The sequence below is a fragment of the Nonomuraea sp. NPDC004580 genome (assembly GCF_040609855.1).
Lineage (GTDB): Bacteria > Actinomycetota > Actinomycetes > Streptosporangiales > Streptosporangiaceae > Nonomuraea > Nonomuraea salmonea.
In genome coordinates, this window is record NZ_JBEXLH010000002.1 from 289,973 (window position 1) to 314,408 (window position 24,436).

General features: G+C 69.6%; 24 protein-coding genes and 1 riboswitch. Of the genes, 10 read left to right on the plus strand and 14 right to left on the minus strand.

Going from position 1 to position 24,436, the window contains the following annotated elements; genetic code table 11:
- Positions 1 to 22 precede the first annotated feature (22 nt).
- Genes ABZW11_RS04495 through ABZW11_RS04505 form a run of 3 tightly spaced genes read right to left on the minus strand, consistent with a single transcriptional unit; the run spans position 23 to position 2,251 of the window.
- Positions 23 to 607, minus strand: a complete 585-nt coding sequence (locus ABZW11_RS04495; RefSeq protein WP_355412572.1) for a TetR family transcriptional regulator — start codon at positions 605 to 607, stop codon at positions 23 to 25.
- 28 nt (positions 608 to 635) lie between these two features.
- Positions 636 to 1,445: a class I SAM-dependent methyltransferase gene (locus tag ABZW11_RS04500; RefSeq protein ID WP_355412574.1), complete on the minus strand. Its 810-nt coding sequence runs from the start codon at positions 1,443 to 1,445 to the stop codon at positions 636 to 638.
- Positions 1,442 to 2,251 (minus strand): sugar phosphate isomerase/epimerase, encoded by an 810-nt coding sequence (locus tag ABZW11_RS04505; protein ID WP_355412576.1) that lies wholly within the window; start codon positions 2,249 to 2,251, stop codon positions 1,442 to 1,444. The genes ABZW11_RS04500 and ABZW11_RS04505 overlap by 4 nt, the downstream gene beginning before the upstream one ends.
- Before the next feature lie 91 nt (positions 2,252 to 2,342).
- Here ABZW11_RS04505 and ABZW11_RS04510 point away from each other — a divergent pair, with 91 nt between their 5' ends.
- The 6 genes from ABZW11_RS04510 (at position 2,343) to ABZW11_RS04535 (ending at position 7,051) form a co-directional block, all read left to right on the plus strand.
- Complete coding sequence (locus ABZW11_RS04510) at positions 2,343 to 3,041, plus strand: class I SAM-dependent methyltransferase (protein WP_355412578.1); 699 nt, start codon at positions 2,343 to 2,345, stop codon at positions 3,039 to 3,041.
- A gap of 42 nt (positions 3,042 to 3,083) precedes the next feature.
- Positions 3,084 to 3,452 carry a MerR family transcriptional regulator gene (locus tag ABZW11_RS04515; RefSeq protein ID WP_355412580.1) on the plus strand — a complete coding sequence of 123 codons (369 nt, stop codon included), beginning with the start codon at positions 3,084 to 3,086 and terminating at the stop codon, positions 3,450 to 3,452.
- Complete coding sequence (trxA, locus tag ABZW11_RS04520) at positions 3,449 to 3,760, plus strand: thioredoxin (RefSeq protein WP_355412582.1); 312 nt, start codon at positions 3,449 to 3,451, stop codon at positions 3,758 to 3,760. The genes ABZW11_RS04515 and trxA overlap by 4 nt, the downstream gene beginning before the upstream one ends.
- Positions 3,761 to 3,805: 45 nt before the next feature.
- Positions 3,806 to 5,209: a DNA repair protein RadA gene (radA, locus tag ABZW11_RS04525; RefSeq protein ID WP_355412584.1), complete on the plus strand. Its 1,404-nt coding sequence runs from the start codon at positions 3,806 to 3,808 to the stop codon at positions 5,207 to 5,209.
- 40 nt (positions 5,210 to 5,249) lie between these two features.
- The gene (disA, locus tag ABZW11_RS04530; protein ID WP_355412586.1) at positions 5,250 to 6,326 is read left to right on the plus strand and encodes a DNA integrity scanning diadenylate cyclase DisA; all 1,077 of its coding nucleotides are present in this window, start codon (positions 5,250 to 5,252) and stop codon (positions 6,324 to 6,326) included.
- 164 nt (positions 6,327 to 6,490) lie between these two features.
- Positions 6,491 to 7,051: a dihydrofolate reductase family protein gene (locus ABZW11_RS04535; protein ID WP_355412588.1), complete on the plus strand. Its 561-nt coding sequence runs from the start codon at positions 6,491 to 6,493 to the stop codon at positions 7,049 to 7,051.
- Between the two features lie 7 nt (positions 7,052 to 7,058).
- Here the strand turns inward: ABZW11_RS04535 and ABZW11_RS04540 are convergent, their stop codons facing one another.
- Positions 7,059 to 7,745: a hypothetical protein gene (locus ABZW11_RS04540; RefSeq protein WP_355412590.1), complete on the minus strand. Its 687-nt coding sequence runs from the start codon at positions 7,743 to 7,745 to the stop codon at positions 7,059 to 7,061.
- A gap of 78 nt (positions 7,746 to 7,823) precedes the next feature.
- On the opposite strand from ABZW11_RS04540, the gene ABZW11_RS04545 reads away from it, so the two are divergent.
- Entirely contained in the window at positions 7,824 to 8,699 is an 876-nt protein-coding gene (locus ABZW11_RS04545) for an A/G-specific adenine glycosylase (RefSeq protein WP_355412592.1), read from the plus strand.
- Positions 8,700 to 8,870: 171 nt separating this feature from the next.
- Here the strand turns inward: ABZW11_RS04545 and ABZW11_RS04550 are convergent, their stop codons facing one another.
- Together ABZW11_RS04550 and ABZW11_RS04555 are read right to left on the minus strand one after the other, a co-directional pair.
- On the minus strand, positions 8,871 to 9,287 hold the full coding sequence (locus ABZW11_RS04550) for a cupin domain-containing protein (RefSeq protein WP_355412594.1): 417 nt from the start codon (positions 9,285 to 9,287) through the stop codon (positions 8,871 to 8,873).
- A 16-nt stretch (positions 9,288 to 9,303) separates the two neighbouring features.
- The gene (locus ABZW11_RS04555) at positions 9,304 to 9,627 is read right to left on the minus strand and encodes a cupin (RefSeq protein WP_355412596.1); all 324 of its coding nucleotides are present in this window, start codon (positions 9,625 to 9,627) and stop codon (positions 9,304 to 9,306) included.
- Positions 9,628 to 9,743: 116 nt separating this feature from the next.
- Between ABZW11_RS04555 and ABZW11_RS04560 the strand changes: the two genes are divergently transcribed.
- Entirely contained in the window at positions 9,744 to 10,208 is a 465-nt protein-coding gene (locus tag ABZW11_RS04560; protein WP_355412598.1) for a MarR family winged helix-turn-helix transcriptional regulator, read from the plus strand.
- A 49-nt stretch (positions 10,209 to 10,257) separates the two neighbouring features.
- On the opposite strand, the gene ABZW11_RS04565 is transcribed toward ABZW11_RS04560, so the two are convergent.
- The gene (locus ABZW11_RS04565; protein ID WP_355412600.1) at positions 10,258 to 11,196 is read right to left on the minus strand and encodes a TIM barrel protein; all 939 of its coding nucleotides are present in this window, start codon (positions 11,194 to 11,196) and stop codon (positions 10,258 to 10,260) included.
- A gap of 448 nt (positions 11,197 to 11,644) precedes the next feature.
- Here ABZW11_RS04565 and ABZW11_RS04570 point away from each other — a divergent pair, with 448 nt between their 5' ends.
- On the plus strand, positions 11,645 to 13,144 hold the full coding sequence (locus ABZW11_RS04570; RefSeq protein ID WP_355412602.1) for a hypothetical protein: 1,500 nt from the start codon (positions 11,645 to 11,647) through the stop codon (positions 13,142 to 13,144).
- A gap of 179 nt (positions 13,145 to 13,323) precedes the next feature.
- Here the strand turns inward: ABZW11_RS04570 and ABZW11_RS04575 are convergent, their stop codons facing one another.
- The 5 genes from ABZW11_RS04575 to ABZW11_RS04595 all read right to left on the minus strand — a co-directional run bounded on the left by ABZW11_RS04575 (position 13,324) and on the right by ABZW11_RS04595 (position 20,461).
- Positions 13,324 to 15,825: an ATP-dependent Clp protease ATP-binding subunit gene (locus ABZW11_RS04575; RefSeq protein WP_355412604.1), complete on the minus strand. Its 2,502-nt coding sequence runs from the start codon at positions 15,823 to 15,825 to the stop codon at positions 13,324 to 13,326.
- 1,155 nt (positions 15,826 to 16,980) lie between these two features.
- The gene (locus ABZW11_RS04580; protein WP_090937978.1) at positions 16,981 to 17,313 is read right to left on the minus strand and encodes an Lsr2 family protein; all 333 of its coding nucleotides are present in this window, start codon (positions 17,311 to 17,313) and stop codon (positions 16,981 to 16,983) included.
- A 512-nt stretch (positions 17,314 to 17,825) separates the two neighbouring features.
- Positions 17,826 to 18,314 carry an RDD family protein gene (locus ABZW11_RS04585; RefSeq protein ID WP_355412607.1) on the minus strand — a complete coding sequence of 163 codons (489 nt, stop codon included), beginning with the start codon at positions 18,312 to 18,314 and terminating at the stop codon, positions 17,826 to 17,828.
- A 112-nt stretch (positions 18,315 to 18,426) separates the two neighbouring features.
- Positions 18,427 to 19,800 (minus strand): RDD family protein, encoded by a 1,374-nt coding sequence (locus tag ABZW11_RS04590; protein WP_355412609.1) that lies wholly within the window; start codon positions 19,798 to 19,800, stop codon positions 18,427 to 18,429.
- An 85-nt stretch (positions 19,801 to 19,885) separates the two neighbouring features.
- A complete protein-coding gene (locus tag ABZW11_RS04595; RefSeq protein ID WP_355412611.1) occupies positions 19,886 to 20,461 on the minus strand; it encodes an amino-acid N-acetyltransferase in 576 nt (191 codons plus the stop codon).
- 277 nt (positions 20,462 to 20,738) lie between these two features.
- A riboswitch (cyclic di-AMP (ydaO/yuaA leader) is annotated at positions 20,739 to 20,890 on the plus strand.
- Between the two features lie 122 nt (positions 20,891 to 21,012).
- Here ABZW11_RS04595 and ABZW11_RS04600 point away from each other — a divergent pair.
- Positions 21,013 to 21,942: a C40 family peptidase gene (locus tag ABZW11_RS04600; RefSeq protein WP_355412613.1), complete on the plus strand. Its 930-nt coding sequence runs from the start codon at positions 21,013 to 21,015 to the stop codon at positions 21,940 to 21,942.
- A 101-nt stretch (positions 21,943 to 22,043) separates the two neighbouring features.
- On the opposite strand, the gene ABZW11_RS04605 is transcribed toward ABZW11_RS04600, so the two are convergent.
- Together ABZW11_RS04605 and lysX are read right to left on the minus strand one after the other, a co-directional pair.
- Positions 22,044 to 22,256 carry a LuxR C-terminal-related transcriptional regulator gene (locus ABZW11_RS04605; RefSeq protein WP_345392350.1) on the minus strand — a complete coding sequence of 71 codons (213 nt, stop codon included), beginning with the start codon at positions 22,254 to 22,256 and terminating at the stop codon, positions 22,044 to 22,046.
- A 610-nt stretch (positions 22,257 to 22,866) separates the two neighbouring features.
- Positions 22,867 to 24,348: a bifunctional lysylphosphatidylglycerol synthetase/lysine--tRNA ligase LysX gene (gene lysX, locus ABZW11_RS04610; RefSeq protein ID WP_355412615.1), complete on the minus strand. Its 1,482-nt coding sequence runs from the start codon at positions 24,346 to 24,348 to the stop codon at positions 22,867 to 22,869.
- Positions 24,349 to 24,436: the final 88 nt, after the last annotated feature.

Consider the following 24,436-nt stretch of genomic DNA (forward strand, 5'->3'; position numbering starts at 1 on the left):
TCGCCCATTCTAGAACAATGCTCTACCCGCAGAAGTAGCGCTGAACCGTCGGTCCCAGCAGCTCGACCAGCTCGTCGTGGCTCGCACTCGCCAGGGGCTCCAGCTTGAGCACGTAACGGGCGAGGATCACGCCGAACATCTGCGCGAAGGCCGCCTCCACCCGCAGGTGCGGCACCCCCAGCCGGTCGGCCACCTGGTAGAGCAGCGCGTTCGAGATGAACTCGCGGAACATCGTGGCCGACTGCTCGTGGGTCATCGCCGAGCGCAGCAGCGCCACCATCGGCTCACGCGTCTCCGGCTCGGACGTCACCCGCAGCAGCATGCGCACCAGCCGCGTCCCGATCTCCTCGCGCGGCCCCTCCAGCAGGAGCGGGATCACCTCCTCCGGCGTGACCGGCAGCCGCAGGGCCGCCACGAACATGCCCTCCTTCGTGGCGAAATAGTGATGCACGAGCGCCGGATCGACGCCGGCCTCCCGCGCGATGCCGCGTACGGTCGCCTTGTCGAACCCCTTCTCCGCGAACACCTTCCGCGCCGCCGCCAGGATCTCCCCGCGCGTGTCGGCCGAGCCCGGCCTGCGCCCCGGCCGCCGCCGCTGGGCGGTCATCGCGGCCCCCCGACCGGCAGGCAGCGCCTCACCGGCCCACCGCCAGATAGACCCGCATCGGCACCGACAGCACGCCCTCGGGGAACGCCGCCCGCAGCTCCGCCCGCCGCCGGCCCACCACCTCGTCGGCCCGCTCAGGCGACAGGGCCGCCATGTACGAGTGCGAGCGCAGGTCGAGCAGGAAGTGCTCGATGCCGACCAGCCGCGTCCACGGGATCCAGCGCTCCCCCACCACCTCGAACGCCGACGCGATCGGCGGCACCGACCACTCCTCGACCGCCGGGCCGTAGTAGGTGGGCACCTCCTCGGCCAGCCTGGTCTCGTAGGCGGCCAGCCAGTCGGCCTGGGCGGCGTGGTTGAAGTTCCAGCAGCCCACGATCGCGCCGCCGGGGCGCAGCACCCGCCGCGCCTCGGCGATGGAGAGCGCGGGGTCGAGCCAGTGCCACGACTGCGCGTACGTCACCAGGTCGGCCACGCCGTCGGTCAGCGGCAGCGCGTTCCCGTCACCCAGCACCGCCGCGAGCGGCACCCTCGCCGCGCCGCTCACGCCGGCCTCCGCCTCGGGATCGGCTTCCGCCGTCGCCGCCTTGGCGACCAGGTGGGCCAGCATCGGCTCGCCCGGATCGACCGCGATCACCCGCGAGCCGCGCGCCCGAAGCGCCCGCGTCATGATGCCGGTGCCGGCCCCCACGTCGACCGTGGTGGCGCCGTCGAGCTCGACGCCCGACACCTCCGTCATCGCGCGGTAGACGTCGTCGGGATAGCCGGGCCGCCCCTCGTCGTAGGCGTCGGCCACCCGGTCGAACGTCCGTGCCAGATCCTTGAGCGGCCCGCTCATGTGGACGCCGCCAGGTGCAGCCGGGCGAAGGCCAGTCCCTCCGCCAGGTCGTCGATGCGCTCGGTGCGGCTGGTGGCCTTCCTGGTGTTGATCTCGAGGACCACCAGCCCGGAGTAGCCGTTGCCGGCCAGCCGCTCCAGCATCTGCGCGCACGGCTGGTTGCCCCTGCCCGGCACGAGGTGCTCGTCCTTGTTGGTCACGCCGAGCCCGTCGGCGAGGTGCAGGTGCGCGAGCCGGTCGCCGAGCTTGGTCGCCATCTCCATGGCGTCGGAGCCCGACACGGCGGTGTGCGACAGGTCGAGCGTGACCTGGGGGAAGTCGTAGTCGATGGGGTTCCAGTCAGGCGAGTAAGGCACCACGTCGTTGCCCCTGGCACGCAGCGGGAACATGTTCTCCACCGCGAACGTGATGTCGGTCTCGTCGCGCATCCTGGCCAGCCCGTTCTCGAAGTCGCGCGCGTAGTCGCGCTGCCAGCGGAACGGCGGGTGGACCACGACCGTCGACGCGCCGAGCCGCTCGGCCGCCTTCTGTGCTTTGACCAGCTTGGCCCAGGGGTCGCGCCCCCACACCCGCTGTGTCACCAGCAGGCACGGCGCGTGGATGGCCAGGACGGGGACCTCGTAGTGATCGGACAGGCGATCGATCACGTCGATGTCCTGGCTCACGGGATCGGCCCCGACCATGATCTCCACGCCGTCATAGCCCAGGCGGGCGGCGAGCTCGAACGCGTCGGGAGTGCGTTCCGGATATACCGAAGCAGTGGACAATGCGATCTTCGCATTGGGCACGCGGATGACATCAGCCACGTAGCCAGCCTAAGCCGGAGAAGCCGATCTGGCGCGTCAGGCCCTTCTGCCCCGTCCGGTGGAGTGCCGGAAAGGCCCTAGCGTGGGACGCATGCCACGGATCGCGAAGGGCGCCATCCCCAGCCCCAACATCTGGAACACCCCCCAGATCTACGAGCTGGAGAACCGCGCGGTCGACCCCGACGGCGCCGCCGACGCCGCGATGCGCGCGCTGCGTCCCTGGGCCGGCGCCACCGTGCTCGACATCGGCTGCGGCACCGGCTACCACCTGCCGATCCTGGCCGCGGAGGCGGCTCGGGTGATCGGCGTCGAGCCGCACGGCGACCTCGCCGCGCTGGCGCGCCGCCGCTGCTCAGGGCTGGCCGACGTGACCGTGCACGCCGCCGCGGCCCAGGACCTGCCGCTGCCCGACGCCTCGGTGGACGTCGCCATGGCGCGGTGGGCGTACTTCTTCGGGCCGGGGTGCGAGCCGGGGCTGCGCGAACTGTCGCGGGTGGTCCGCAGGGGCGGCGCCGCGTTCGTGGTGGACCTCGACGCGACGCGGGGGCCGTTCGGGCGGTGGTTCTCGCGTACGGTGCCGACCTACTCCGCCCGCGAGGTCGAGGCGTTCTGGGACCGGCACGGCTGGCAGCGCAGACCGCTCGACCTCAGGATGGTCTTCCAGCGCAGGGCCGACCTGGAGGCGGTGCTGCGCATCGAGTTCGCGCCCGAGGTGGCCGAGCAGGCCGTCGCCGAGACGCCCGGCCTTGAGCTGGCCTACCCCAACGTGCTGCGCTGGCGCTTCTTCTGAGCGCTTGACATTGACGCCGATGTCAACGTTTAGCCTGGCCGCATGCGCATCGGTGAGCTGGCGGAACGCACCGGAGTGAGCACCCGCTCCCTCCGCTACTACGAGAAGAACGGCCTGCTCCACGCCCGCCGGGCGTCCAACGGCTACCGCACCTACACCGAGGACGACGTCAGGCTCGTCTCCGAGATCCGCGCGCTGCTCCAGATCGGCTTCACGCTGGAGGAGACGCGGCCGTTCGTCGACTGCCTGCGCCGCGGCCACAGCTCAGGAGGCTCGTGCGCCGAGTCGGTCGAGGTCTATGAGCGCAAGCTCAGCGAGATCGACCAGGAGATCCGGGTGCTGCTCGCCCGGCGCGCCGAGGTGGCCGCCCAGCTCGCCCAGTCCTGCCCAGGTTGCTTCGTGAGGGGATGAAGATGATCAAGCTGACCACCGAGAACTACGAGGAGCAGGTGCTCAGGAACGACAAGCCGGTGCTGGTCGAGTTCTGGGCCGAGTGGTGCGGGCCGTGCCGGATGGTGGGTCCCGTACTCGAGCAGATCGAGGCCGAGCACGGGCTGACGGTCGGCAAGCTCAACACCGACGAGAACCCCGAGATCATGGCCCGCTACGGGGTGATGGCGGTGCCGACGATGCTGCTGTTCGAGGGCGGCGAGCCGGTCAAGCAGATCGTGGGCGCCAAGCCGAAGCGCCTGCTGGAGGCCGAGCTCGGCCTGTCCTGATCCGTACGGGCGGGATTGTCGGCCCCGGGCGCTAGCCTGCTCCTCATGGCCAAGACAGCCCAGAAGCCCGGATACCGCTGTGCCGAGTGCGGCTGGCGCACCCCCAAGTGGGTGGGCAGGTGCGGCGAGTGCCAGGCGTGGGGCACGGTCGACGAAGAGGGCGCCCGCGGCGCCACCGTCGTGCAGGCCGGCGCCACCAGCGCTCCCGCCCTGCCCATCGGCCAGGTCAAGGCCGAGGTGGCGGCGGCGCGCACCACCGGCGTGGGCGAGCTCGACCGGGTGCTCGGCGGCGGCCTGGTGCCCGGCGCGGTCGTGCTGCTGGCGGGCGAGCCCGGCATCGGCAAGTCCACGCTGCTGCTCGAAGCCGCCGCCCGCATCGCCGAGCGCACCACCGTCCTCTATGTCACGGGCGAGGAGTCCGCCGCCCAGGTGCGGCTGCGCGCCGACCGCATCGGCGCGATCCAGGACCAGCTCTATCTCGCTGCGGAGACCGAGCTGGCGGCCCTGGTCACCCACGTCGACAAGGTGCAGCCGCAGCTGCTCGTGGTCGACTCCGTCCAGACGATCGGCACCACCCAGGCCACGGGCGTGCCGGGCGGCGTCACGCAGGTGCGCGAGGTGGCCGCCAACCTGGTGCGGCTGGCCAAAGAGCGCAACATGGCCACGCTCATCGTCGGCCACGTCACCAAAGAGGGCTCCATCGCCGGCCCCCGCACCCTTGAGCACCTGGTCGACGTGGTGCTCAGCTTCGAGGGCGACCGCCACTCCCGGCTGCGCATGGTCCGCGCGATCAAAAACCGGTTCGGCCCCACCGACGAGGTCGGCTGCTTCGACCTGCACGAGCGCGGCATCGAGGGCATCACCGACCCGAGCGGGCTGTTCGTCTCCCGGCGCAGCGAGCCGGTGCCCGGCACCTGCGTCACCGTCACCGTCGAGGGCACCCGCCCGCTGCCCGCCGAGGTGCAGGCGCTGGTCGCCCGCACCGACGCTCAGCAGCCCCGCCGCACCTCCTCCGGCCTCGACACCTACCGCGTGCAGATGATCCTCGCCGTGCTGGAGCGGCGGCTCAACGCCAGGCTCGGCGGCTGCGACGTCTTCACCGCCACGGTCGGCGGCATCCGGCTGGCCGATCCGGCCGTCGACCTGTCGGTCATGCTGGCCGTCGCGAGCGCGGCAGGCGACAAGCCGCTGCCCGCCGGTCTGGTGGCGCTCGGCGAGGTCGGCCTCGCCGGCGAGCTGCGTCCGGTCAAAGACGTCCGCAGGCGGCTCACCGAGGCCGCCAGGCTGGGCTTCAAGCGGGCCCTCGTGCCCGCCGGGTCCCTCGAAGAAGGCGGCCGCAGGCGCGGCGGCCAGCGCGCTCTGGTGCCGGTCGGGCCGGTCGCGTTCGCTCCCGGGTTCGAGGTGGTGCAGGCGGAGAACGTCTGGGACGCGCTCACACACGTCACCTGAGCGCGGCTAAGCTGAGGTGACCGATCGACACGGGGGTCAGGTGGACAGGAGTCTTGACGACCGCCGTCGCGAAGCGCTGGCCGCTGTTGCGCCGGGCACACCTCTGCGCGACGGCCTCGAACGCATCCTGCGCGGGCAGACCGGCGGGCTGATCGTGCTCGGCTACAACCGTGTCGTCGAAGAGCTGTGCAGCGGCGGTTTCGAGCTCGACGTCGACTTCTCGGCCACCCGGCTGCGCGAGCTGGCGAAGATGGACGGCGCCATCGTGGTGAGCGACGACGACAAGATCGTCCGTGCCGCCGTCCACCTCGTCCCCGACCCCTCGATCCCCACCGACGAGTCAGGCACCCGCCACCGCACGGCGCAGCGCGTCGCCCTCCAGACCGGCCTGCCGATCATCGCGATCAGCAAGTCGATGCGGATCATCGCGCTCTACCTCGACGGCATCCGCTACGTCCTCGAAGAGTCGGCGGCCATCCTGTCCAAGGCCAACCAGGCGCTGGCCACCCTCGAGCGCTACAAACACCGCCTCGACGAGGTCTCCGGCACCCTGTCGGCGCTGGAGATCGAAGACCTGGTGACCGTGCGCGACGTCGCCGCCGTGGCGCAGCGCCTGGAGATGGTCAGGCGCATCTCCGACGAGATCAAGGGCTACGTCGTCGAGCTCGGCACCGACGGCCGCCTGCTCTCGCTCCAGCTCGACGAGCTGGTGGCCGGCGTCGACTCCGAGCGCGAGCTGGTCATCCGCGACTACCTCCCGGCCCCGGCCGGCCGCCGCCAGCGCCGCCTGCTGGAGGCCATGCACGACCTCGACCACCTGTCGGCCGGCGAGCTGCTCGACCTGTCGGCGGTCGCGCGCGTGCTCGGCCACAGCGGCGCCGACCAGCTCGAAAGCCCGGTCAGCCCGCGCGGCTTCCGCCTGCTCGCCAAGGTGCCCAGGCTGCCCGCCACGGTCGTCGACCGGCTGGTCAACCACTTCGGCAGCCTGCAGAAGCTGCTCGCGGCCAGCATCGACGACCTCCAGGCGGTGGGCGGGGTCGGCGAGTCCCGCGCCCGCAGCGTCCGCGAGGGCCTTTCCCGCCTCGCCGAGTCCTCCATCCTCGAACGCTACGTCTGACCCTGCCGGCCCCGCTTTTCCGCAGGCCGTAACCCCGTCGGCCCCGCTTTTCCGCAAGCCGGAACGCCTTCCTCCGCGCCGGGACATTTCTCGCGCCGCATGTCGAGAACGGCCGATCCGCTCCGACCCCTTCGTGACAGCAACCACTGAAGGGACCGGACACCATGCGCAAGCTCATCTTCTGGGTGCACACCTCCATCGACGGTCACATCGACGGCCCCGGCGGCGCATTCGACTGGCCGGTGATGGGCGAGGAGCTTTCGGCCTACTCCGAATCGCTCTGCGAGCGCAGCGACACCTTCCTGTACGGCCGGGGCGTCTGGGAGATCATGGTCGCCTACTGGCCGAACGCCGAGTCCCTCTCGGACCACCCGCACGACATGAAGTTCGCCCCCGTCTGGCGATCCACCACCAAGATCGTCGCCTCCACGACCATCGAGCACGACGACTGGGCCGCCGAGGTGATCGGCACGAACCTCGCCGATCGCGTCACCGAGCTCAAGCGGCGGCCCGGCGCCGACCTGCTGCTGATGGGCGGCGCGGGCCTCGCGGGCGAGCTGACCCGGCTCGGGCTCATCGACGAGTACCACATCGCCGTGCATCCGGTGGTGCTGGGCGGCGGCCGGCCGCTGTTCCCGCGTGGCGCCGACCGGCTGGGGCTGCGGTTCGCGGGATCGCGGGTCTGCGACGCGGGCGTGGTGGTGACGCGCTACGACCGCGCGTGAGCCAGGGTCAGCGCAGGTGGAAGACGCCCTTCGGGCTGCGGAGCTTGCCCATCCGCACCATGGCCACGTACGTGCCGGGCAGCGCGGACGGCGGGGTGGCGCGGCAGTCGGAGCTGGAGCGCCGCCGGTCCCACTCCAGCGAGCGCACGTACGGCACCCCGCGCTGCAGTTGCCTGACGTCGGTGCCCTCGCCGCTCACGCAGTCGGCCGTGGACCAGATGCGGTCGGACCCCGAGGTGATGCGGACCTCCATGGCCCGCGGCCCCACGTCGGCCGTGCACATCACCGAACCCGTGTTGACCAGCGTCACCAGGAACGACGGCCGCGCGCCGCCCGCGTAGATCGGCTCCTTGCCGCCGCCCTGCAGATGAAGGACGAGGTCCTCTTCCGCGCACGGCTCACCCGGTCGCTCGGGCCTGGCGGACGGTGACGGCTTGGGGCTGGCCGTCGGCGTGGGCGACGGGCTCGCGGTGCCCATGGCCAGCGTACGCAGGCCCGCGAGCAGCGGATCGACTGCGGGCGTGGCACTGACGCTCGGTGACGACTGGGCGCGGGACTCCCGCTCCGGCCCGCTGCCGCCACTGGAGCACGCCCAGGCCACCACGGCCACCACGACGAGCACCGCCACCAGTACGCTCATCCGGCGCCGCCAGTAGATGTCACCGCCGTCGCCACGTACAGTATCCGGGTCCATACGCCAAGGATGGTGAGGGAGCGACCACGTAGGGTGACGACACGCCGACGGCCTTAATCTACGAATACGCTTGACCGCGTGGTTGAGCCGAACCTCCTGCACACCCCCGTTCTGGACTGGTACGAGGACAACGCCCGGGACCTCCCCTGGCGCGCCCCCGACGCGACACCGTGGGGGGTGCTGGTCAGCGAGATCATGCTGCAGCAGACCCCGGTCGTCCGTGTCCTGCCCATCTGGCACGAGTGGATGGAACGCTGGCCCACCCCCAAGGCGCTGGCCGCCGAGCAGCCGGGCGAGGCCGTACGCCACTGGGGCCGGCTCGGCTACCCGCGCCGTGCGCTGCGCCTGCACGCCTGCGCCCGCGCCATCACCGACGAGCACGGCGGCGAGGTGCCCTCCGACCACGAGACGCTGCTGTCGCTGCCCGGCATCGGCGAGTACACCGCGGCCGCCGTCGCCAGCTTCGCCTACGGCGGGCGGCACGCGGTGCTGGACACCAACGTGCGGCGGGTGTTCGCGCGGGCGATCCGCGGCGAGGAATACCCGCCCACCGCCACCTCCGCCGCCGAACGCCGGCTCGCCGAGAGCCTGCTGCCCGAGCTGGGCGCGCCCCGGTGGGGGGTGGCCGTCATGGAGCTGGGCGCCCTGGTGTGCACGGCCCGCTCCCCCCGCTGCGCCGACTGCCCGATCACGGGGCTCTGCGCCTGGCGCCTGAACGGCAAGCCGCCGCACGCGGGCCCCGCCCGCAAGGGCCAGACGTACGCCGGCACCGACCGCCAGTGCCGCGGCCGCCTCCTGGCCGTCCTCCGCGCCGCCCAAGGGCCGGTCCCCAAGTCGGCTCTGGACGCGGTGTGGGACGACGCCGCCCAACGCGAACGCGCCCTGGACGGCCTCATCACCGACGGCCTGGCCGAAGCACTGGACGACGGCACCTACCGCCTCCCCCACGCCTGAGCCCACCGCCCGGCCCGACCGCCCGGCACGGCCTCACCGCCCAGCCCGACCGCCCGGCACGGCCTCACCGCCCAGCGGGCCGGCCTCGGTCTTCAGCCGACCGCCCGCAGGGGTGACCCCTCCCAGCGGGCTGACCGCAGCGGGCTCACCGGGGCCGGTGGGGCAGGGGGCTCACCGCAGCCACGGGGGCACGAGGCGCTCTGTGTCCTTGGGGGCGAGGTCGCACGCGTCGGGTTCCGACTTTCCGTCCGGGTTGTAGACCTTCGCCCCGGCCGGTGCGGTCACGATCGAGACGAAGCCGCGCTCGGCGTCGGCGACCATCTGCCGGCTGACGTCCGGGGGCAGCACCATCGTGTCCCCGGCGCCCACCTCGTACCGCTCGCCGCCCAGCGTCACCACGGCGGCCCCGTCGAGCCACGTCCACACCAGCTCGGCGTCGAACGCGTGCACCGGCCCCACCATGCCCGGCCGCGCCTCCACCCGCCAGACCGCCGCCCCCGCCTGCCCCTGCGTCGGCGAGGCGAGCGTGGTCATCACCCCGTTGGGCGTCTCGACCCGCCGCGCCTCTGACGCCGTGACCACACTCATCGCCATCCCCTCTCTCTCACGCGATCCACGGCGGAACGCCGTAGTCGGCACCATCGGCGGCCAGCGCCCGAGCCCCGGCAGGAGCCGTGACGACGGCGCTGTAGCCGGCGTCGGGGTCGGCGAGCACCCGCCGCACGGTACGGGCCGGCATGACGACCGTGTCCCCCGCGGCGACCGCGTACGTCAGCCCGCCCAGCTCGACGCTCGCCGCCCCGGCGACCCAGCTCCACACCTGCTCACAGTCGAAGTCGTGCACCGGCCCCACGGCACCGGGCCGCGCGTCGACCCGCCACATCGACCGGGCCGCCCCGCCCTGCGTGGGCGAGGCGAACGTCGTCATGACCGCGACGGGAGTCTCCGACCGGCGCGCTTGCGCGCCTCTTATGACAGCCACCAGGCTTCACCCCTAAGATTCAGGCAACCACGTTGTCGATATAGTTAACCAGGTTGTCTATCGTGTCAAGCCCAGGCTTCGAACTGCCCCTGCGCCTGCTGCTCGCGTTCCGCATGTTCATCGACGAGCTGCACGCCGAGCTGGCCCGCGAGGGCCACCCCGCCCTGCGCCCGATGCACGGCTTCGTCATGCAGGCCATCGGCCCTGACGGCACCACCGCCGTCGAGCTCGGCCGCGCGCTCGGCGTCTCCAAACAGGCGGCCGGCAAGACCATCGACACCCTGCAGAGCGCCGGCTACGTCGAACGCACCGCCGACCCCCAGGACAGCCGCCGCAAGCTCGTCCGCCTCACCCCATACGGGATCGACGCCCTCACCCGCTCGGCCCGCATCTTCGACACCCTGCGCGCCCGCTGGGCCGCCGAGCTCGGCGAGGACCGCCTCCGCGCCCTCGAAGCCGACCTGCGCGCCATGACCCCCGCCAACCCCTGGCGCCTGGACACCCCCGGCTGGTTCGGCAACCTCTGAGAACGCCGAGGGGCCCGGCCGACAAGCGACCGGGCCCCTCGGCGACGAATCAGGCGGCCAGCTGCAACCCCAGGCTGGTCAGGTTCGTCCGCGCCCAGGCCAGCTCCTCGGCCAGCAGCGACACCAGCGCGCCAGGCCCCTTGGCCCGGCCGGGCACGGTCAGGTTGTGCGTCTCGACCTCGATGTGCGCGCTCCCGCTCACGGCCCCCGACAGCATGGCGGTCAGCGTGTCGTGCAGCACGGCCCCGGTGCTGGGCGTCTCGCCGGTGTGGTTGTGCACGTGCCCCAGCTTCACCACGGGCGCGCCCGCCGCGGCGAGCCCCTTGAGCGCCGCGCCCGGCTCCTCGGCCCCGCAGGCCAGGTGGCAGGCGTCGAGGCACACGCCCAGGTGCTCGGAGTCGATGCCGCCCACCCGCTCCAGCGCCTGCTCGGTCGTCTCCAGCACGCACCCCGGCCACGGCTCGAACCCGACCCTGATCGTCTTGCCGGTCGTGCTGTAGATGCCGCGCAGCTCGCGGGCCAGCCGCTCGAGCCGGCGGGTGGCGATGGAGTGCAGGTCGGCGGGCCAGTCGCGGCGCCAGCCGATGGGGATGGTGGAGATGCTGCCGAACCGGACGTCCTCCGGCAGCAGGAACGCGAGGATCTTGGCCAGTGCCATCGTGTAGCGGTAGCGCTCGGGCTTGGCCCAGTCGGGGCCCGGAACGTCCTGGTTGCGACCGCCGGTGCCGTTGAGGCTGACGACCTCCAGGCCGCGCTCCTCAAGGGAGCGGCGCAGGCGTACGAGCTCGATCCGGTCGGCGGTGAGGTGGTCGGCGACGCTCGGAGACAGCCACAACCCGATCCCCATCCGCTCCACGCCCAGCCGCTTGCGCACCGGGACCGCGTATCGGGTGAGGTGCGCGATGAGGTTCTCCAGGTCCTCAGCGGGGTGGACGCCTGCGTTGTAGGCGAGGTGAACGAGCGTTCCGTCATCGTGACGCAGGCGCATCGGTTTCCTCCACGGCTTGCTGATGTTGTCTCGTCGCCCGCCTCGGACGTGCGACCAAGTGAGCATGCCTGCCTGCGGCTGCTGCGCGCGTCCGCCCTGAGTTGATGGTCCGCTACTCCTCTGGGAGCAGCCTCAGTTTGAGATCGCGCTCTTGTGGCTCACTCGGATGAGACTTGGCGATGCTCTACGCAGTGTAGTACTACTCGCGGTGGTGGCATACCCGGCCATCCAACGATTAGGCAACGACCTCACTTTTCGGCAACAACCGGAGTGAGAGCCGCCTGTACCCCCCTCGTACAGCCCCCAGAACCGCCCATCCACCCCGAACATCGGGCAAACGCCACCATCCCCCCAAAAGCCCCCTCAGAGCTCTCGGGACCCCTCCCCGGCCAAGGCGCCCACAATGCAGGCGAGCCGTTCGTCGGAGGAGGGCGCCCTCATGGGTCCTGTGAGTTCACCTCGGCCGGAGCCGGCCCACGACCCCGTGGCGGTGGCGCTCGGCAACGCCTCCCTGCTGGGCGTCGGCTACCTGATGATGAGACGGCCCTTGCTCGCCCTCGGCACCGGCGTGGTCACCTGCGGGCTCCTCGTCGTGCTGGCCATGGCCGTACGGGCCACCTGGTTCGAGGTCCTGGTGCTGGTGTGGTGGGCCGCCCCGATCGCCCACGGCTGGTGGCTGGCGCGCGGCGGCGAGCCCGTGCGACAGCAGCGGCTCGCAGGACTCGGTACGGCCCTCGTCGTCCTGCTGGCCGTCGGCCACCTGCGCTTCGACGCCGCCCGGATCGAGCAGGACGCCGCAGCGGCCCACCGCCGAGGCGACTGCGCCCGGGCGCTGTCGATCCTGGACGGGCTGGGGGCCGGCCACCACCTGGCCGACGCCCCGCTGAGCGCCCGGGCCGAGAACGGCAGCGCCGCCTGCCGCCTGCTGGTGACGGCCGGCGAGCAGGCCGCAGGCGACCGGCTGCTGGCCGCCCGCACCCTCCAGACCTATCGCGAGCATCCGGCCGCGCTCTGGCAGGGCGCCGAGGGCCGCAGGGCCGACCTCTTCCTCGCCCAGGCCACCGCCGATCTGGCCACCGCCCTCACCGGCGACACCAAGGCCCTGGAGACGGGCTTCGCTCACTTGAAGCAAGCCCTCAAGGCAGGCCAGGAGACGAAGGCGGCGCAGGTCCTGGACGGCTTCCTCAGCGCCCTGCCTGCCAAGGACGCCTGCGCCACCAGGACCATCACCGACTGGCTGGCCGAGCACAAGACCGGCGACGGCGTGCTGGACCGCGCAGCGGACGTCGTCCCGGAGGTGGCGCCCGCGGCGATCGTCGGGTGCGGCGACGCGCTCGCCGAGGACAAGGAGTGGAAGCAGGCCAAGGCCCAGTACGAGCAGTTGCTCGACCAGTACCCCAAGGACGACCTCGCCGCCAAGGCCAAGAAGGGCAAGGAGCGCGCCGGCCTGGAGATCGAGCTGGCGAACGTGAAGAAGCTCCTCAAGGGCGACGAGCCCGACTACTGCAAGCGTCCCGCGCCCTACCACGGCGCGCCCCGCTACCGGGGCGGTGGCCCGCACCGCGCGATCATGGTCGGCAGGAAGGACCACCGGGCGAAGCTGCCCAAGTCGTGGCTGGCCAAGGACCCCGAGGACGCCGTCCTGGTGATCTGCGCCGGCGAGAGCAAGAACGGCGCCGCGGTCAGAACCTGCCCGTACCTGTCCGCCCACGCCCCCGGCGGCTACGCGGACGTGACGTTCAGGAAGCGGAAGATCCCCGTACGCGTCTACGAGCTGCGCACCGGCAAGCGCGTGGGCCCGACAAGCGTGCAGATCTCCGGCACCAGCTGCCCGCGCCGCATCCACTACACCTACTACACCTACGATCTCGGCCCGCCCGGTGACATGTTCGTCAAGTCCTCGACGTCGGACATCCGCGCCGCCTACGGCCGTCTGATCAGGCCCTGACGCTCGGGCACGCGAAGGCCCTCGCTGACCCCAGACACGCGAAGCCTCCCGCCGAGCCCAGACACGCGAAGGCCCTCGCTGACCCTAGGCCGCGAAAGCCCCCCGCCCACCACAGACACGCGAAAGCCCCCGTGTGAGCGACTCACACGGGGGCTTTCAACCGAGCCCTCGAGGGGGCGTCAGTTCTGGATCGGCGCGGCGATCGCGGCGGCCGAGTCCGGGATCTTCGAGGAGGTCTCCCCCTTGAAGATGAACTTGGCGTCGTCGCCTTCGCCCTCCACCGTCACCTTCACGACCTGCCCCGGCCGGAGCTCGCCGTAGAGGATCTTCTCCGACAGGGAGTCCTCCAGCTCGCGCTGGATCGTCCGGCGCAGCGGCCGGGCGCCCATGACCGGGTCGTAGCCGCGGTCGGCGAGCAGCTGCTTGGCCTCGGACGAGACCTCGAGCCCCATGTCGCGGTCCTTCAGGCGGGCATCGACCTGGGCGAGCATCAGATCCACGATCTTGATGATCTCGACCGGCGTCAGCTGGTGGAAGACCACGATGTCGTCGACACGGTTGAGGAACTCGGGCCGGAAGTGCTGCTTGAGCTCCTCCTGGACCTTCGCCTTCATCCGCTCGTAGTTGGACTCGGTGTCGTTGGACTTCGCGAACCCGACCCCGATGCCCTTGGAGATGTCGCGGGTGCCGAGGTTGGTGGTCATGATGATGACCGTGTTCTTGAAGTCGACCACCCGGCCCTGGGCGTCGGTCAGGCGACCGTCTTCCAGGATCTGCAGCAGCGAGTTGAAGATGTCGGGGTGGGCCTTCTCGATCTCGTCGAACAGGACCACGGAGAACGGCTTGCGGCGCACCTTCTCGGTGAGCTGACCGCCCTCTTCGTAGCCGACGTAGCCGGGAGGCGAGCCGAAGAGCCTGGAGACGGTGTGCTTCTCCATGAACTCCGACATGTCCAGGCTGATCAGCGCGTCTTCGTCGCCGAAGAGGAACTCCGCCAGCGCCTTGGACAGCTCGGTCTTACCGACGCCGGACGGGCCGGCGAAGATGAACGAGCCGCCGGGACGGCGGGGGTCCTTCAGCCCGGCGCGGGTGCGCCGGATGGAGCGGGACAGGCCCTTGATGGCGTCGTCCTGGCCGATGATCCGCTTGTGGAGCTCGTCCTCCATGCGGAGCAGGCGCTGCGACTCCTCCTCGGTCAGCTTGAAGACCGGGATGCCGGTGGCGGTCGCCAGGACCTCGGCGATGAGCTCCTGAGTGACCTCGGCCACGACGTCCATGTCGCCGGCCTTCCACTCCTTCTCCCGCCGCTCGCGCTTGAGCTGCAGCTGCTTCTCCTGGTCGCGGAGGGCAGCGGCCTTCTCGAAGTCCTGCGCGTCGATCGCGGACTCCTTGTCGCGGCGGACGTTGGCGATCTTCTCGTCGTATTCGCGCAGGTCCGGCGGCGCGGTCATGCGGCGGATGCGCATGCGGGAGCCGGCCTCGTCGATGAGGTCGATCGCCTTGTCGGGAAGGTAGCGGTCGCTGATGTAGCGGTCGGCCAGCTGCGCGGCGGCCACGAGCGCGTCATCGGTGATGGACACGCGGTGGTGGGCCTCGTAGCGGTCGCGCAGACCCTTGAGGATCTCGATCGTGTGGCTGAGCGAGGGCTCGGCCACCTGGATCGGCTGGAAGCGCCGCTCGAGCGCCGCGTCCTTCTCCAAGTATTTGCGGTATTCATCGAGCGTCGTCGCGCCGATCGTCTGCAGCTCGCCGCGGGCCAGCATCGGCTTGAGGATGCTGGCGGCGTCGATCGCGCCCTCGGCGGCGCCCGCACCCACGAGCGTGTGCAGCTCGTCGATGAACAGGATGATGTCGCCGCGCGTGCGGATCTCCTTGAGCACCTTCTTCAGGCGCTCTTCGAAGTCGCCGCGGTAGCGGGAGCCGGCGACCAGGGCGCCGAGGTCAAGCGTGTAGAGCTGCTTGTCCTTCAGCGTCTCGGGCACCTCGCCCCTGACGATCTTCTGCGACAGGCCCTCGACGACGGCGGTCTTGCCGACGCCGGGCTCGCCGATGAGAACGGGGTTGTTCTTGGTCCTCCTGGAGAGGACCTGCATGACCCGCTCGATCTCCTTCTCACGGCCGATGACCGGATCCAGCTTGCCCTCGCGGGCGGCCTGGGTCAGGTTGCGGCCGAACTGGTCGAGCACCAAGGACGTGGACGGGGCCGACTCCTGGGGGCCGCCCGCCGCGGCCGGCTCCTTACCCTGGTAACCGTGGAGCAGCTGGATCACCTGCTGCCTGACACGGTTGAGATCAGCTCCAAGCTTGACCAGCACCTGGGCCGCCACACCCTCACCCTCACGGATGAGCCCGAGCAGGATGTGCTCGGTGCCGATGTAGTTGTGACCCAGCTGCAAAGCCTCACGGAGCGACAGCTCGAGGACCTTCTTGGCCCGCGGGGTGAACGGAATGTGCCCCGACGGAGCCGACTGGCCCTGGCCGATGATCTCCTCGACCTGCTGGCGCACACCCTCAAGGCTGATGCCGAGGCTCTCCAGAGCCTTGGCGGCCACGCCCTCACCTTCATGGATCAAACCAAGAAGAATGTGCTCAGTGCCGATGTAGTTGTGGTTGAGCATCCTGGCCTCTTCTTGGGCCAAGACGACAACACGCCTCGCTCGGTCGGTGAACCTCTCGAACATCTCGTCGCTCCTCACAGAGCGGTCAGTCAGGCCGGTAAATCCGGTCCCGTCCTCCCGCATGCTAGCCCTGGCTCGGCGAACCGTGCCCTCTGCCGCTGACACGCTCTATAGCAGACACGTTCCCCGAGAGCAGGGCGTTCACCCTCCATCCAACTACTGTTCGGGGGTGACATGTTCCCGATACGCCGCAAGCGAACGATGTTTAAGCCGCCCCGGCGGGGCGACTGCGAATTGCCACTCGCGGCGTACGCGGATCCCTCACGGATCTGGCCATCGGACGCCTGGCACGAAGGCGGCGTTGGGGACGCCGCTTCGCCCGCGCGTCGCTGATGCCGCGTATCTGTTCTGACGTCATCGTATGTGGTGATGCGAGACTTGGCCAAGCGAGCACACTACGCCCTGAGCACAACTCGCCACCCTGCGCGCACCGCGCTTCTGCATGCGCCCGTACAGACGGTAATCGGTAATGCGGCATCCGGTCAGCCCGGTTACCGGACGCATCCCGCATGATGAGACGCCGTCACCGGTTGATGCGTCGCATTCCTCGTGATCCTTGCACTAGCAGGTGCACGGCAATCGGAATGCCGGCCGGTCGCGAGTCGGCCGCATTGTGGGCCGATGCTGGGGAACCGGCAATGCGTGAGGCTTGCTCATACTCGTGTCTTATGCCCGCGGGCGGAGGGCGGGGCCGGGATATCCCGCGCGGCCGCGCATCCGTACGCCACGGGTTTCCCGCCGGAAGCGGCGGCAGTGGATCACGCTTTTACGCTACAGCGCGTGAAGAGTTGGGCGGCCGGGTTAACCCCCGGCGGTCGCCGATTTCGCCCGCGCACAAGCGGACGACGCCGGGAACGGCAATGGGGGCGACCTGCCCGGCGTGCACGGAGCGTACTCCTGAATGGGCTCGGCCGCCCCACACGGCTTTCGGCGCACGCTCGCCCGCATAACGCGGCCCCGGCCGGAAACCCGCCGGAAACCGGCGCCGGGGATGGCCAGTGAACGCGCGCGCCCAAAACGCCCACATTTGGGCGTCTTAGGAGATCATCCTCCACCGGAGTCCGGATCGGCGGGACACCGGGGAAACGATCATGCGCTTATGGCGGCCGCCGGGGTCCAAGGCGAACATCATAAGCGCATGGTCGAGTGACGGACTTGTCAGTGAGCGGCCTCGTACTTCTCCACGACGGTGGAGGCGATGCGGCCGCGCTCGCTGACGGGCAGGCCGTGGGCCTTGGCCCACTGACGGATCTCCGAGCTCTTCTCCCGGCTCATCGCACGGCTGCCGCCGCGACCGCGGCGACGCGTGGATACGGCGCCCGCCCTGCGCGCGTGCTGCACGAAAGGCGTGAGAGCGTCCCTCAGCTTCTTCGCGTTAAGGTCGCTGAGGTCAATCTCATAGGAGGAGCCGTCAATAGCGAAGCTGACCGTCTCATTGGCCTCGCCCCCATCGAGGTCATCGATGAGAATCTCCTGGATCTGCTTGGCCATGTACGCAATCCTTTCGCGGAGCATTGTTTCATTCGCCTGCCCAAACATATACCCGGAAAGGCGTGGAGACAATTCAGCGCTACGGGGATTCGGCTGACTGGCCGATCAGTTCTGCCGCTCGGGCCGATCCTCGCGGTTTCGGCGGCCCCCCAGAGCCTCGGAGCGGACCAACTTCACTACGCCAAAGATGAAGGCGCCGGCCACCACCAGAGGGGGGATGAGCGCTGACAATACGTCCGTTAGGGCTTCCATTCGTCCTTCGCCTCCACGGCTAGCGGGGTTTCGGGGGCGCTTAAAGCGCTCGGCGCGCCGCCACGGGAGCCCGGCTCCTCATGACGCGCGGGCGATGACCACCCGTACCCGACCATAGCGGCACACAGATGCCCTGCGCGTCGCAGGGGCGCCATCATCCGGCAACCCGGACGCCCCATAGCCTAATGCCAGTCTCTCCAGGCTCCTTACCGGATCAACCGAAAATTTTACGAAAAGACATCGCCCCAGGTACGCCGGTCTCACCGAAGATCTTTTACCACCCGCGTTCCCGCCACCCTGTCGTGCGGCCCCCGCTCCAGCGGCTTGTCCATGAGGATGAGCAGCCCCACGCCGAAGAGCAGCATTCCGGCCACCAGATTGACCACCGGAATGCCCATGAGCATCAGCGGCGCCGGATAGACCAGCGATCGTTTCAGCAGCGTACGGGGCGGCCGGTCGTCCGGCGCCAGGCGAATCCGCATGATCGCCTTACCGAAGGTGCGCCCGCGCCGTGAATGAGCCCACCAGTCGTAACCGGCATAAGCGAACCCGGCCACCGCCCATCCGATCACCCCGGGCAGCCGGCCGCCGAACACCTCCGACATCCCGACAGTCCGCAAGAAGCCCCACAGCGCAATGAACAGAATGTAATAGAAGACCCCGAAGACGAGCGCTTCAATGAAGCGGGCGGCCAGGCGTTCCCACCATTCAGCGGGGCGGGCCTGCGGTCCTGGTGGTGTCCCGGCCATATCTCCCACCTCACGTGTTCGCGGCGCACGGGGACTCTGACCATTTTCACCAGGGGACGCGGACATAACACAAGGGCCGGCGCAGAGCCGGCCCTTGTGTCGCCCTGAAGGGCTATCTGACCTTGACGACCACGGTCTTGCCGAACTTGTCGCCGAACGTCTGGTGCAGCGGCTTGTCCCAGAGCTGCGACGCGCCGTTGAGCGCGTAGATGAGCCCCGCGATCATCGGGCCCAGGATCGGCACCCAGTAGAAGATGTAGCCGCCCACCGTCAGCAGGGCTCGCTTGAGTGCGACGTCGGTCGGCACGCCGTCGGGCTGCAGCTGCCCGCCGACCTGGACGACCTTGATGCCCAGCGCCATCTTGCCGACGGTCTGGCCCTTCATCTTCGTCAGCAGGAAGTCGTAGAGCAGATAGACGATGGTGACGACGATCGAGACGACCACGTAGTACAGGATCCCGAAGGTGAGCCCGCTCGTGAGGCCCGTGATCGAGCTGTAGGAGGGGTACAGCGGCGCCAGCAGGAGCTGCACCACGTACAGCACGATGCCGAAGATGACGCCGTCGAGGAGCCTGGCGAGCAGGCGCTGCCACCACTCGGCGAGCGGCGCGGGCGCACCGGGCGGCTGGACGCCGACCGGCTTGCCGTAGGGCTGCCCGTAGCCGGGCTGCTGGCCGTAACCGCCCTGGCCGTACGGCTGGGGCTGCCCGTAGCCGGGCTGCTGGCCGTACTGCTGCTGGGGGTCGTAGCCCTGCTGCTGCCCGTAGCCCTGCTGGGCGTCGTAGCCCTGCTGGCCGTAGGCCTGCTGCCCGTAACCGGGCTGCGACTGCTGCTGCTGGCCGTAACCCTGCTGCTGCCCGTAACCCTGCTGGGCGTCGTAGCCCTGCTGGCCGTAGCCCGGCTGCGACTGCTGCTGCTGACCGTAGCCCTGCTGGCCGGACGGGGGCTGCTGGCCGTAGCCGGGCTGCTGGCCGTAGCCGGGCTGGGACGGCGGCTGCTGGCCGTACCCCTGCTGCTGACCATAGCCCTGCTGGGGGTCATAACCCTGCTGCCCGTAGCCGGGCTGCGACGGGGGCTGCTGTCCGTACTGGGGCTGCTGGCCATAGCCCGGCTGGGACTGCTGCTGCTGACCGTAGCCCTGCTGCTGGGGGTCGTAACCCTGCTGGGGGTGGCCCTGCTGCCCGTAACCGGGCTGCGACTGCTGCTGCTGGCCGTAGCCCTGCTGGCCGTACTGGGGTTGCTGGCCGTATGAGGGCGGCTGCTGACCGTACTGGGGTTGCTGCTGGCCATAGCCGTACTGTTGTTGCTGTTGCTGTCCGTACTGGGGCTGCTGCCCGTAGGCGTCGTCCGCCCGGTAGCCGACCACAGTGACGTCCGGGTCGGGCTCGCCGGGGTGGCGGCCCGTGTTCTGCTGCCCGTAAGGGGTGCCGGGTGCAGAATTCTCGCCGGATTCGTCCTGTGGATACGGCGGCTGTCCGGTGCTCACCGTGTCACCTCGCTTCGAGTGCGCATGTGGCACGTGTCAGGACACATGCCTGTGCTGCCCAACGTATCGACATAGGTATCAACAATCACCTTTCCATCTGGTCAAGGTCCGCGTCACCCGATGTCAGATGCAGCAGCATGCGGGTGTTGCCCAGGGTGTTCGGTTTGACGTGTTCCAGGTCGAGGAACTCCGCGACACCCTCGTCGTACGAGGCCAGCAGTTCGGCGTACACCTCGGGTGAGACCGGCGTGCCCTGAATCTGGCGAAAGCCCAGTCTTGCGAAGAAGTCGACCTCAAAAGTCAGACAGAATACACGCCGCAGACCTAGATCATTCGCCTGCTGAATCAGCGCCGAGACGATCCGATGGCCGACGCCCATGCCACGGCACTGCGGGTCCACGGCCACGGTACGGACCTCGGCGAGGTCCTCCCAGAGCACGTGGAGCGCACCGCAACCGACGACCTGCCCGCCCCGTTCGGCCACCCAGAACTCCTGTACGTCCTCGTACAGGGTGACGGTGGCCTTCTTCAGGAGCCGCGAGCCCGAGCCCGCCCCCGCGTAGGTGTCCACAAGCCTCCTGATGTCCCGCACATCGGGCGTGCGGGCGCGCCGGACCACCACCGCGGTCTCGGCTGTTGTCAGTTCGGCCACCTGCTCCATGGCCATCCAGGGTACAGATGTCATTACGGCTCGGCCCTAACTCCCACGTCTCGGCCCATGCTGTTACAACTCGTGCTCATCTGAGCACGCGCTCTGAGCAGGCCCGCGAGTCACCAGATCGGGCGGCAAATCCGTCATAAGTTGCGTTTCGTACGGCGGGGCACGAGATCACCTTGTGACTCTTCGGTTGTGAAACCTCTACAGAGTCGGCAGTTCTGGTTGAGCACGAACCCGGAGTGCATTAGTGTCCAGCGACGATGTTCCCCGCGTGTCGCGCGCGGGCGACACGCCTAATCCTCCACGAGGAGGAGCCGGGGAACCGCCGGTGACGCCCCCCAGCGCCACCATCGGGGTGAATCCGCAACGTCCGGTAGGGCTGCTCCGGCCCGAACCCGTCAGCTAACCCGGCAGGCGTCGACGAGAGGAGCTGGTTGGTGAAGCGCACGCGCAGGCGTGAGAGGACGACCGCGGGCAAGCACGCCCGCCCTCTGCAACGTGCCTCCCGGCGGTCGCGTCTGCTCGGTGTAATAAGTGTCACACTGGCCACCTTTTTGGTCGCCGCCCCCGTAGGCTCCGCGTCCGCCGACCCCAAGCCCTCGCTCCAAGACCTGGCCAAGCAGGTCGAGAAGATGCACACCGAGATCGAGACGCTGGCCGAGGAGTACAACAGCCAGCGGGAGAAGCTCAAGAGCGCCAAGAGGGCCGCTGACGCCGCGAAGAAGACCCTGGCCACCAGCGAGGCCGACCTCGCCGCCAAGCGCGCCAAGGCCGCCGCACTGGCCGAGAACGCCTACATCACCGGCGGCCTCAGCCGCGCCCTCGCCTTCGCCACCTCCGACGACCCCGACGAGTTCCTCGACCGCGCCGCCACCACGTACGTGCTGCAGCAACAGCAGGGCGAGGCGGTCAACCAGGTCACCAAGGCCAGGGAGGCCGCCGAGCGGGCCAAGGCGGGCGCCGCCACCCGCATCAAGGAGGTCGAGAAGCTCATCTCCGACCTCGACAGCAAGCGCGACAAGATCACCAAGCTGGTCACCAAGGTCGAGAGCAACCTCTTCAGGCGGGCACTCGGCGAGGCGGGCCGGCCGGGCACCCGGGCCCAGCGCGTCAACCTGCCCATCGTGGGCAGCGGCAAGGCCGCCCAGGCCGCCAGGTGGGCGCTCACGCAGCAGCTCAAGCCGTACGTGTGGGGCGCGGAAGGCCCCAACTCCTACGACTGCAGCGGCCTCGTCATGGCCGCATATCAGCAGGTCGGCATCTCGCTGCCGCACTACACCGGCAGCCAGTGGACGGCGGGCCGCCACATCGACCGCTCCGAGCTGCGCCCGGGCGACCTGGTGTTCTTCTACAGCGACCTGCACCACGTGGGCATCTACCTCGGCGGCGGCATGATGGTGCACGCCCCGCGGACCGGCGACGTCGTCCGCATCGCCTCGATCGAGCGGCGGCCCTTCGCCGGCGCGGTGCGCATCGCCGACTGAGCCGCCCCAACTGAGCCGCCCCTACTGAGCCGCCCGCGAGGTCCGCAGAAGGCCCTGCAGAGGCCCGCAGGGCCCGCCCCACGCGAGCCCGTCGCCGATCATCAGATCAGCTGGCGGCGGGCCGCCCAGGCCACGGCCTCGATCGCCGTGGCGACGCCGATGCGGTCGCAGATGCCCCGCAGTCTCCGGCGTACGGTACGGCCGCTGATGTCCAGCCGTCTGCCTACTCGATCGACCGTGACCCCTTTCGCCAGCTCCGACAGCAATGCGAGGTCCGCATGGCTGAGTTCAACGCCTTCAGTGAGCACTTCCATCGGGAGCCCTCCCCCCCAACAGCAGAACGTGGGCCTCTCGACCGGACCCAGGTTGCTCCTCGCAGACCGTAAACGCATCCTGGAAAGGTCGTCAAGCATGACAACCGTGTGGCTTGACCAGCGCTATTGACATGATCCGAAATATGTGACGCCCTGGCGATAAAGCGCTACAGAACGCCGCCAAATAGCAGGCCTGCGCAACGCGAAAATCGGCCCCGAACGCCTTTCGATCTTTCTCTTCCCACCCATGAGAAGCCGCCCGACAGACGCACGGGCAGCACGACGGAACGGCCGGTCGGTGAGGTGTTCCCGGGCGGCGCGGCCTCGTCACGGGCCGGCTCGTGACGGCCGCCCCTGGCCACGCGGCGGAGTCGTCCGCGCCTGCGCGCCCGACCTGCCTGCGGGACTGCGAACTTGACCAGGTGCTTACAGACGATCAGATGTCGGAAAGCGGCCGACCAGAATGTAGTTCGGCGCAGGAGTCAAGAAGTGCCCTGACCGCGCACGTGAAAAGGCGGCGCCGCCCTCAGGGCAGCGCCGCCGTGACCGTTCCCGATGAGTGGGCTCAATGACTGGGCTCAATGACTGGGCCCAATAACAATGACAGGGCTCAGTGGCTGGGCTTGACCAGCGGGAACAGGATGGTCTCGCGGATGTTCTTGCCGGTGAACGCCATGATCATCCGGTCGATGCCGGCGCCCATGCCCCCGGTCGGCGGCATGGCGTATTCGAGCGCCTGCAGGAAGTCCTCGTCGAGCTGCATGGCCTCGGGGTCACCGCCGGCGGCCAGCAGCGACTGCTCGACCAGCCGGCGCCGCTGCTCGATCGGGTCGATCAGCTCGGAGTAGGCGGTGCCGAGCTCGGTGCCGAACCCGATGAGGTCCCACTTCTCGGTCAGCAGCGGGTCGTCGCGGTGCTGGCGGGTCAGCGGCGAGGTCTCCAGCGGATAGTCCATGACGAACGTCGGCTGCACCAGCGTGTGCTCGACCAGCGCCTCGAACAGCTCCTGCACGAGCTTGCCCGAGCCCCACTTCGGGTCCCAGTGGACCTCGCGGCGGTCGGCCAGCTTGCGCAGCTCCTCAAGGGTGGTGGAGGTGGTGATCTCCTCGCCCACGGCCTGCGAGACCGCGCCGTAGAGCGTGATGCGCGGCCACTCGGCGATGCCGAGGTCGATCTCCTGCCCGTCGTGCACGACCACCGTGGTGTCGAGCGCGGCCACCACGGCCTTCTGGTACATGCGCTGGGTCAGGTCGGCCATGTCGTTGTAGTCGAGGTAGGTGCCGTAGGCCTCGAGCATCGTGAACTCGGGGTTGTGGGTCGAGTCGGCGCCTTCGTTGCGGAAGTTCCGGTTGATCTCGAAGACCTTCTCGATGCCGCCCACCACGAGCCGCTTCAGATAGAGCTCGATCGCGATGCGAAGGTAGAGCTCCATGTCGTAGGCGTTGATGTGGGTCTTGAACGGCCTGGCCGCCGCGCCGCCGTGGATCGGCTGCAGCATCGGCGTCTCGACCTCGAGGTAGCCCTCTTCGTGCCAGAAGTCGCGCACCGCGCGCACGGTGGCGCTGCGGACCCTGGCCATCTTCCTGGCCTCGTCGTTGACGATGAGGTCGACGTAGCGCTGGCGCACCCGCGCCTCGGGGTCGGTGAGGCCGATGTGCTTCTCCGGCAGCGGGCGCAGGCACTTGGCGGTGATCTGCCAGCTGTCGGCCAGGATGGACAGCTCGCCGCGCCGCGAGGTGATGACCTCGCCGCTCACGCCGACGTGGTCACCGAGGTCGACGTCGCGCTTCCAGCTCGCCAGCGACTCCTCGCCCACCTTGTCGAGGGAGATCATCACCTGCAGGTCGCCGCCTCCGTCGCGGAGGGTGGCGAAGCAGAGCTTGCCGCCCACGCGGTTGAGCATGACGCGCCCCGCGACCGCGACCCTGTCGCCGGTCGAGGTGTCGGGCTCCAGGCCCTGGTATTTCTCCCTGACCTCGGCGTTGGTGGCCGTGCGTGGGAAATTCACCGGGTAAGGGTCGACGCCCTCGCTGCGAAGGCGGTCGAGCTTCTCCCTCCGGATGCGCATCTGCTCGGGAAGTTCGTCGCTCACAACATCAAAGGGTAGGGGATATGGCGAACTGCAAGGGCTCGTCGGCCTGCTGTAGATCCTCTGCAAGAGCCCTGGCTTACCAATATCT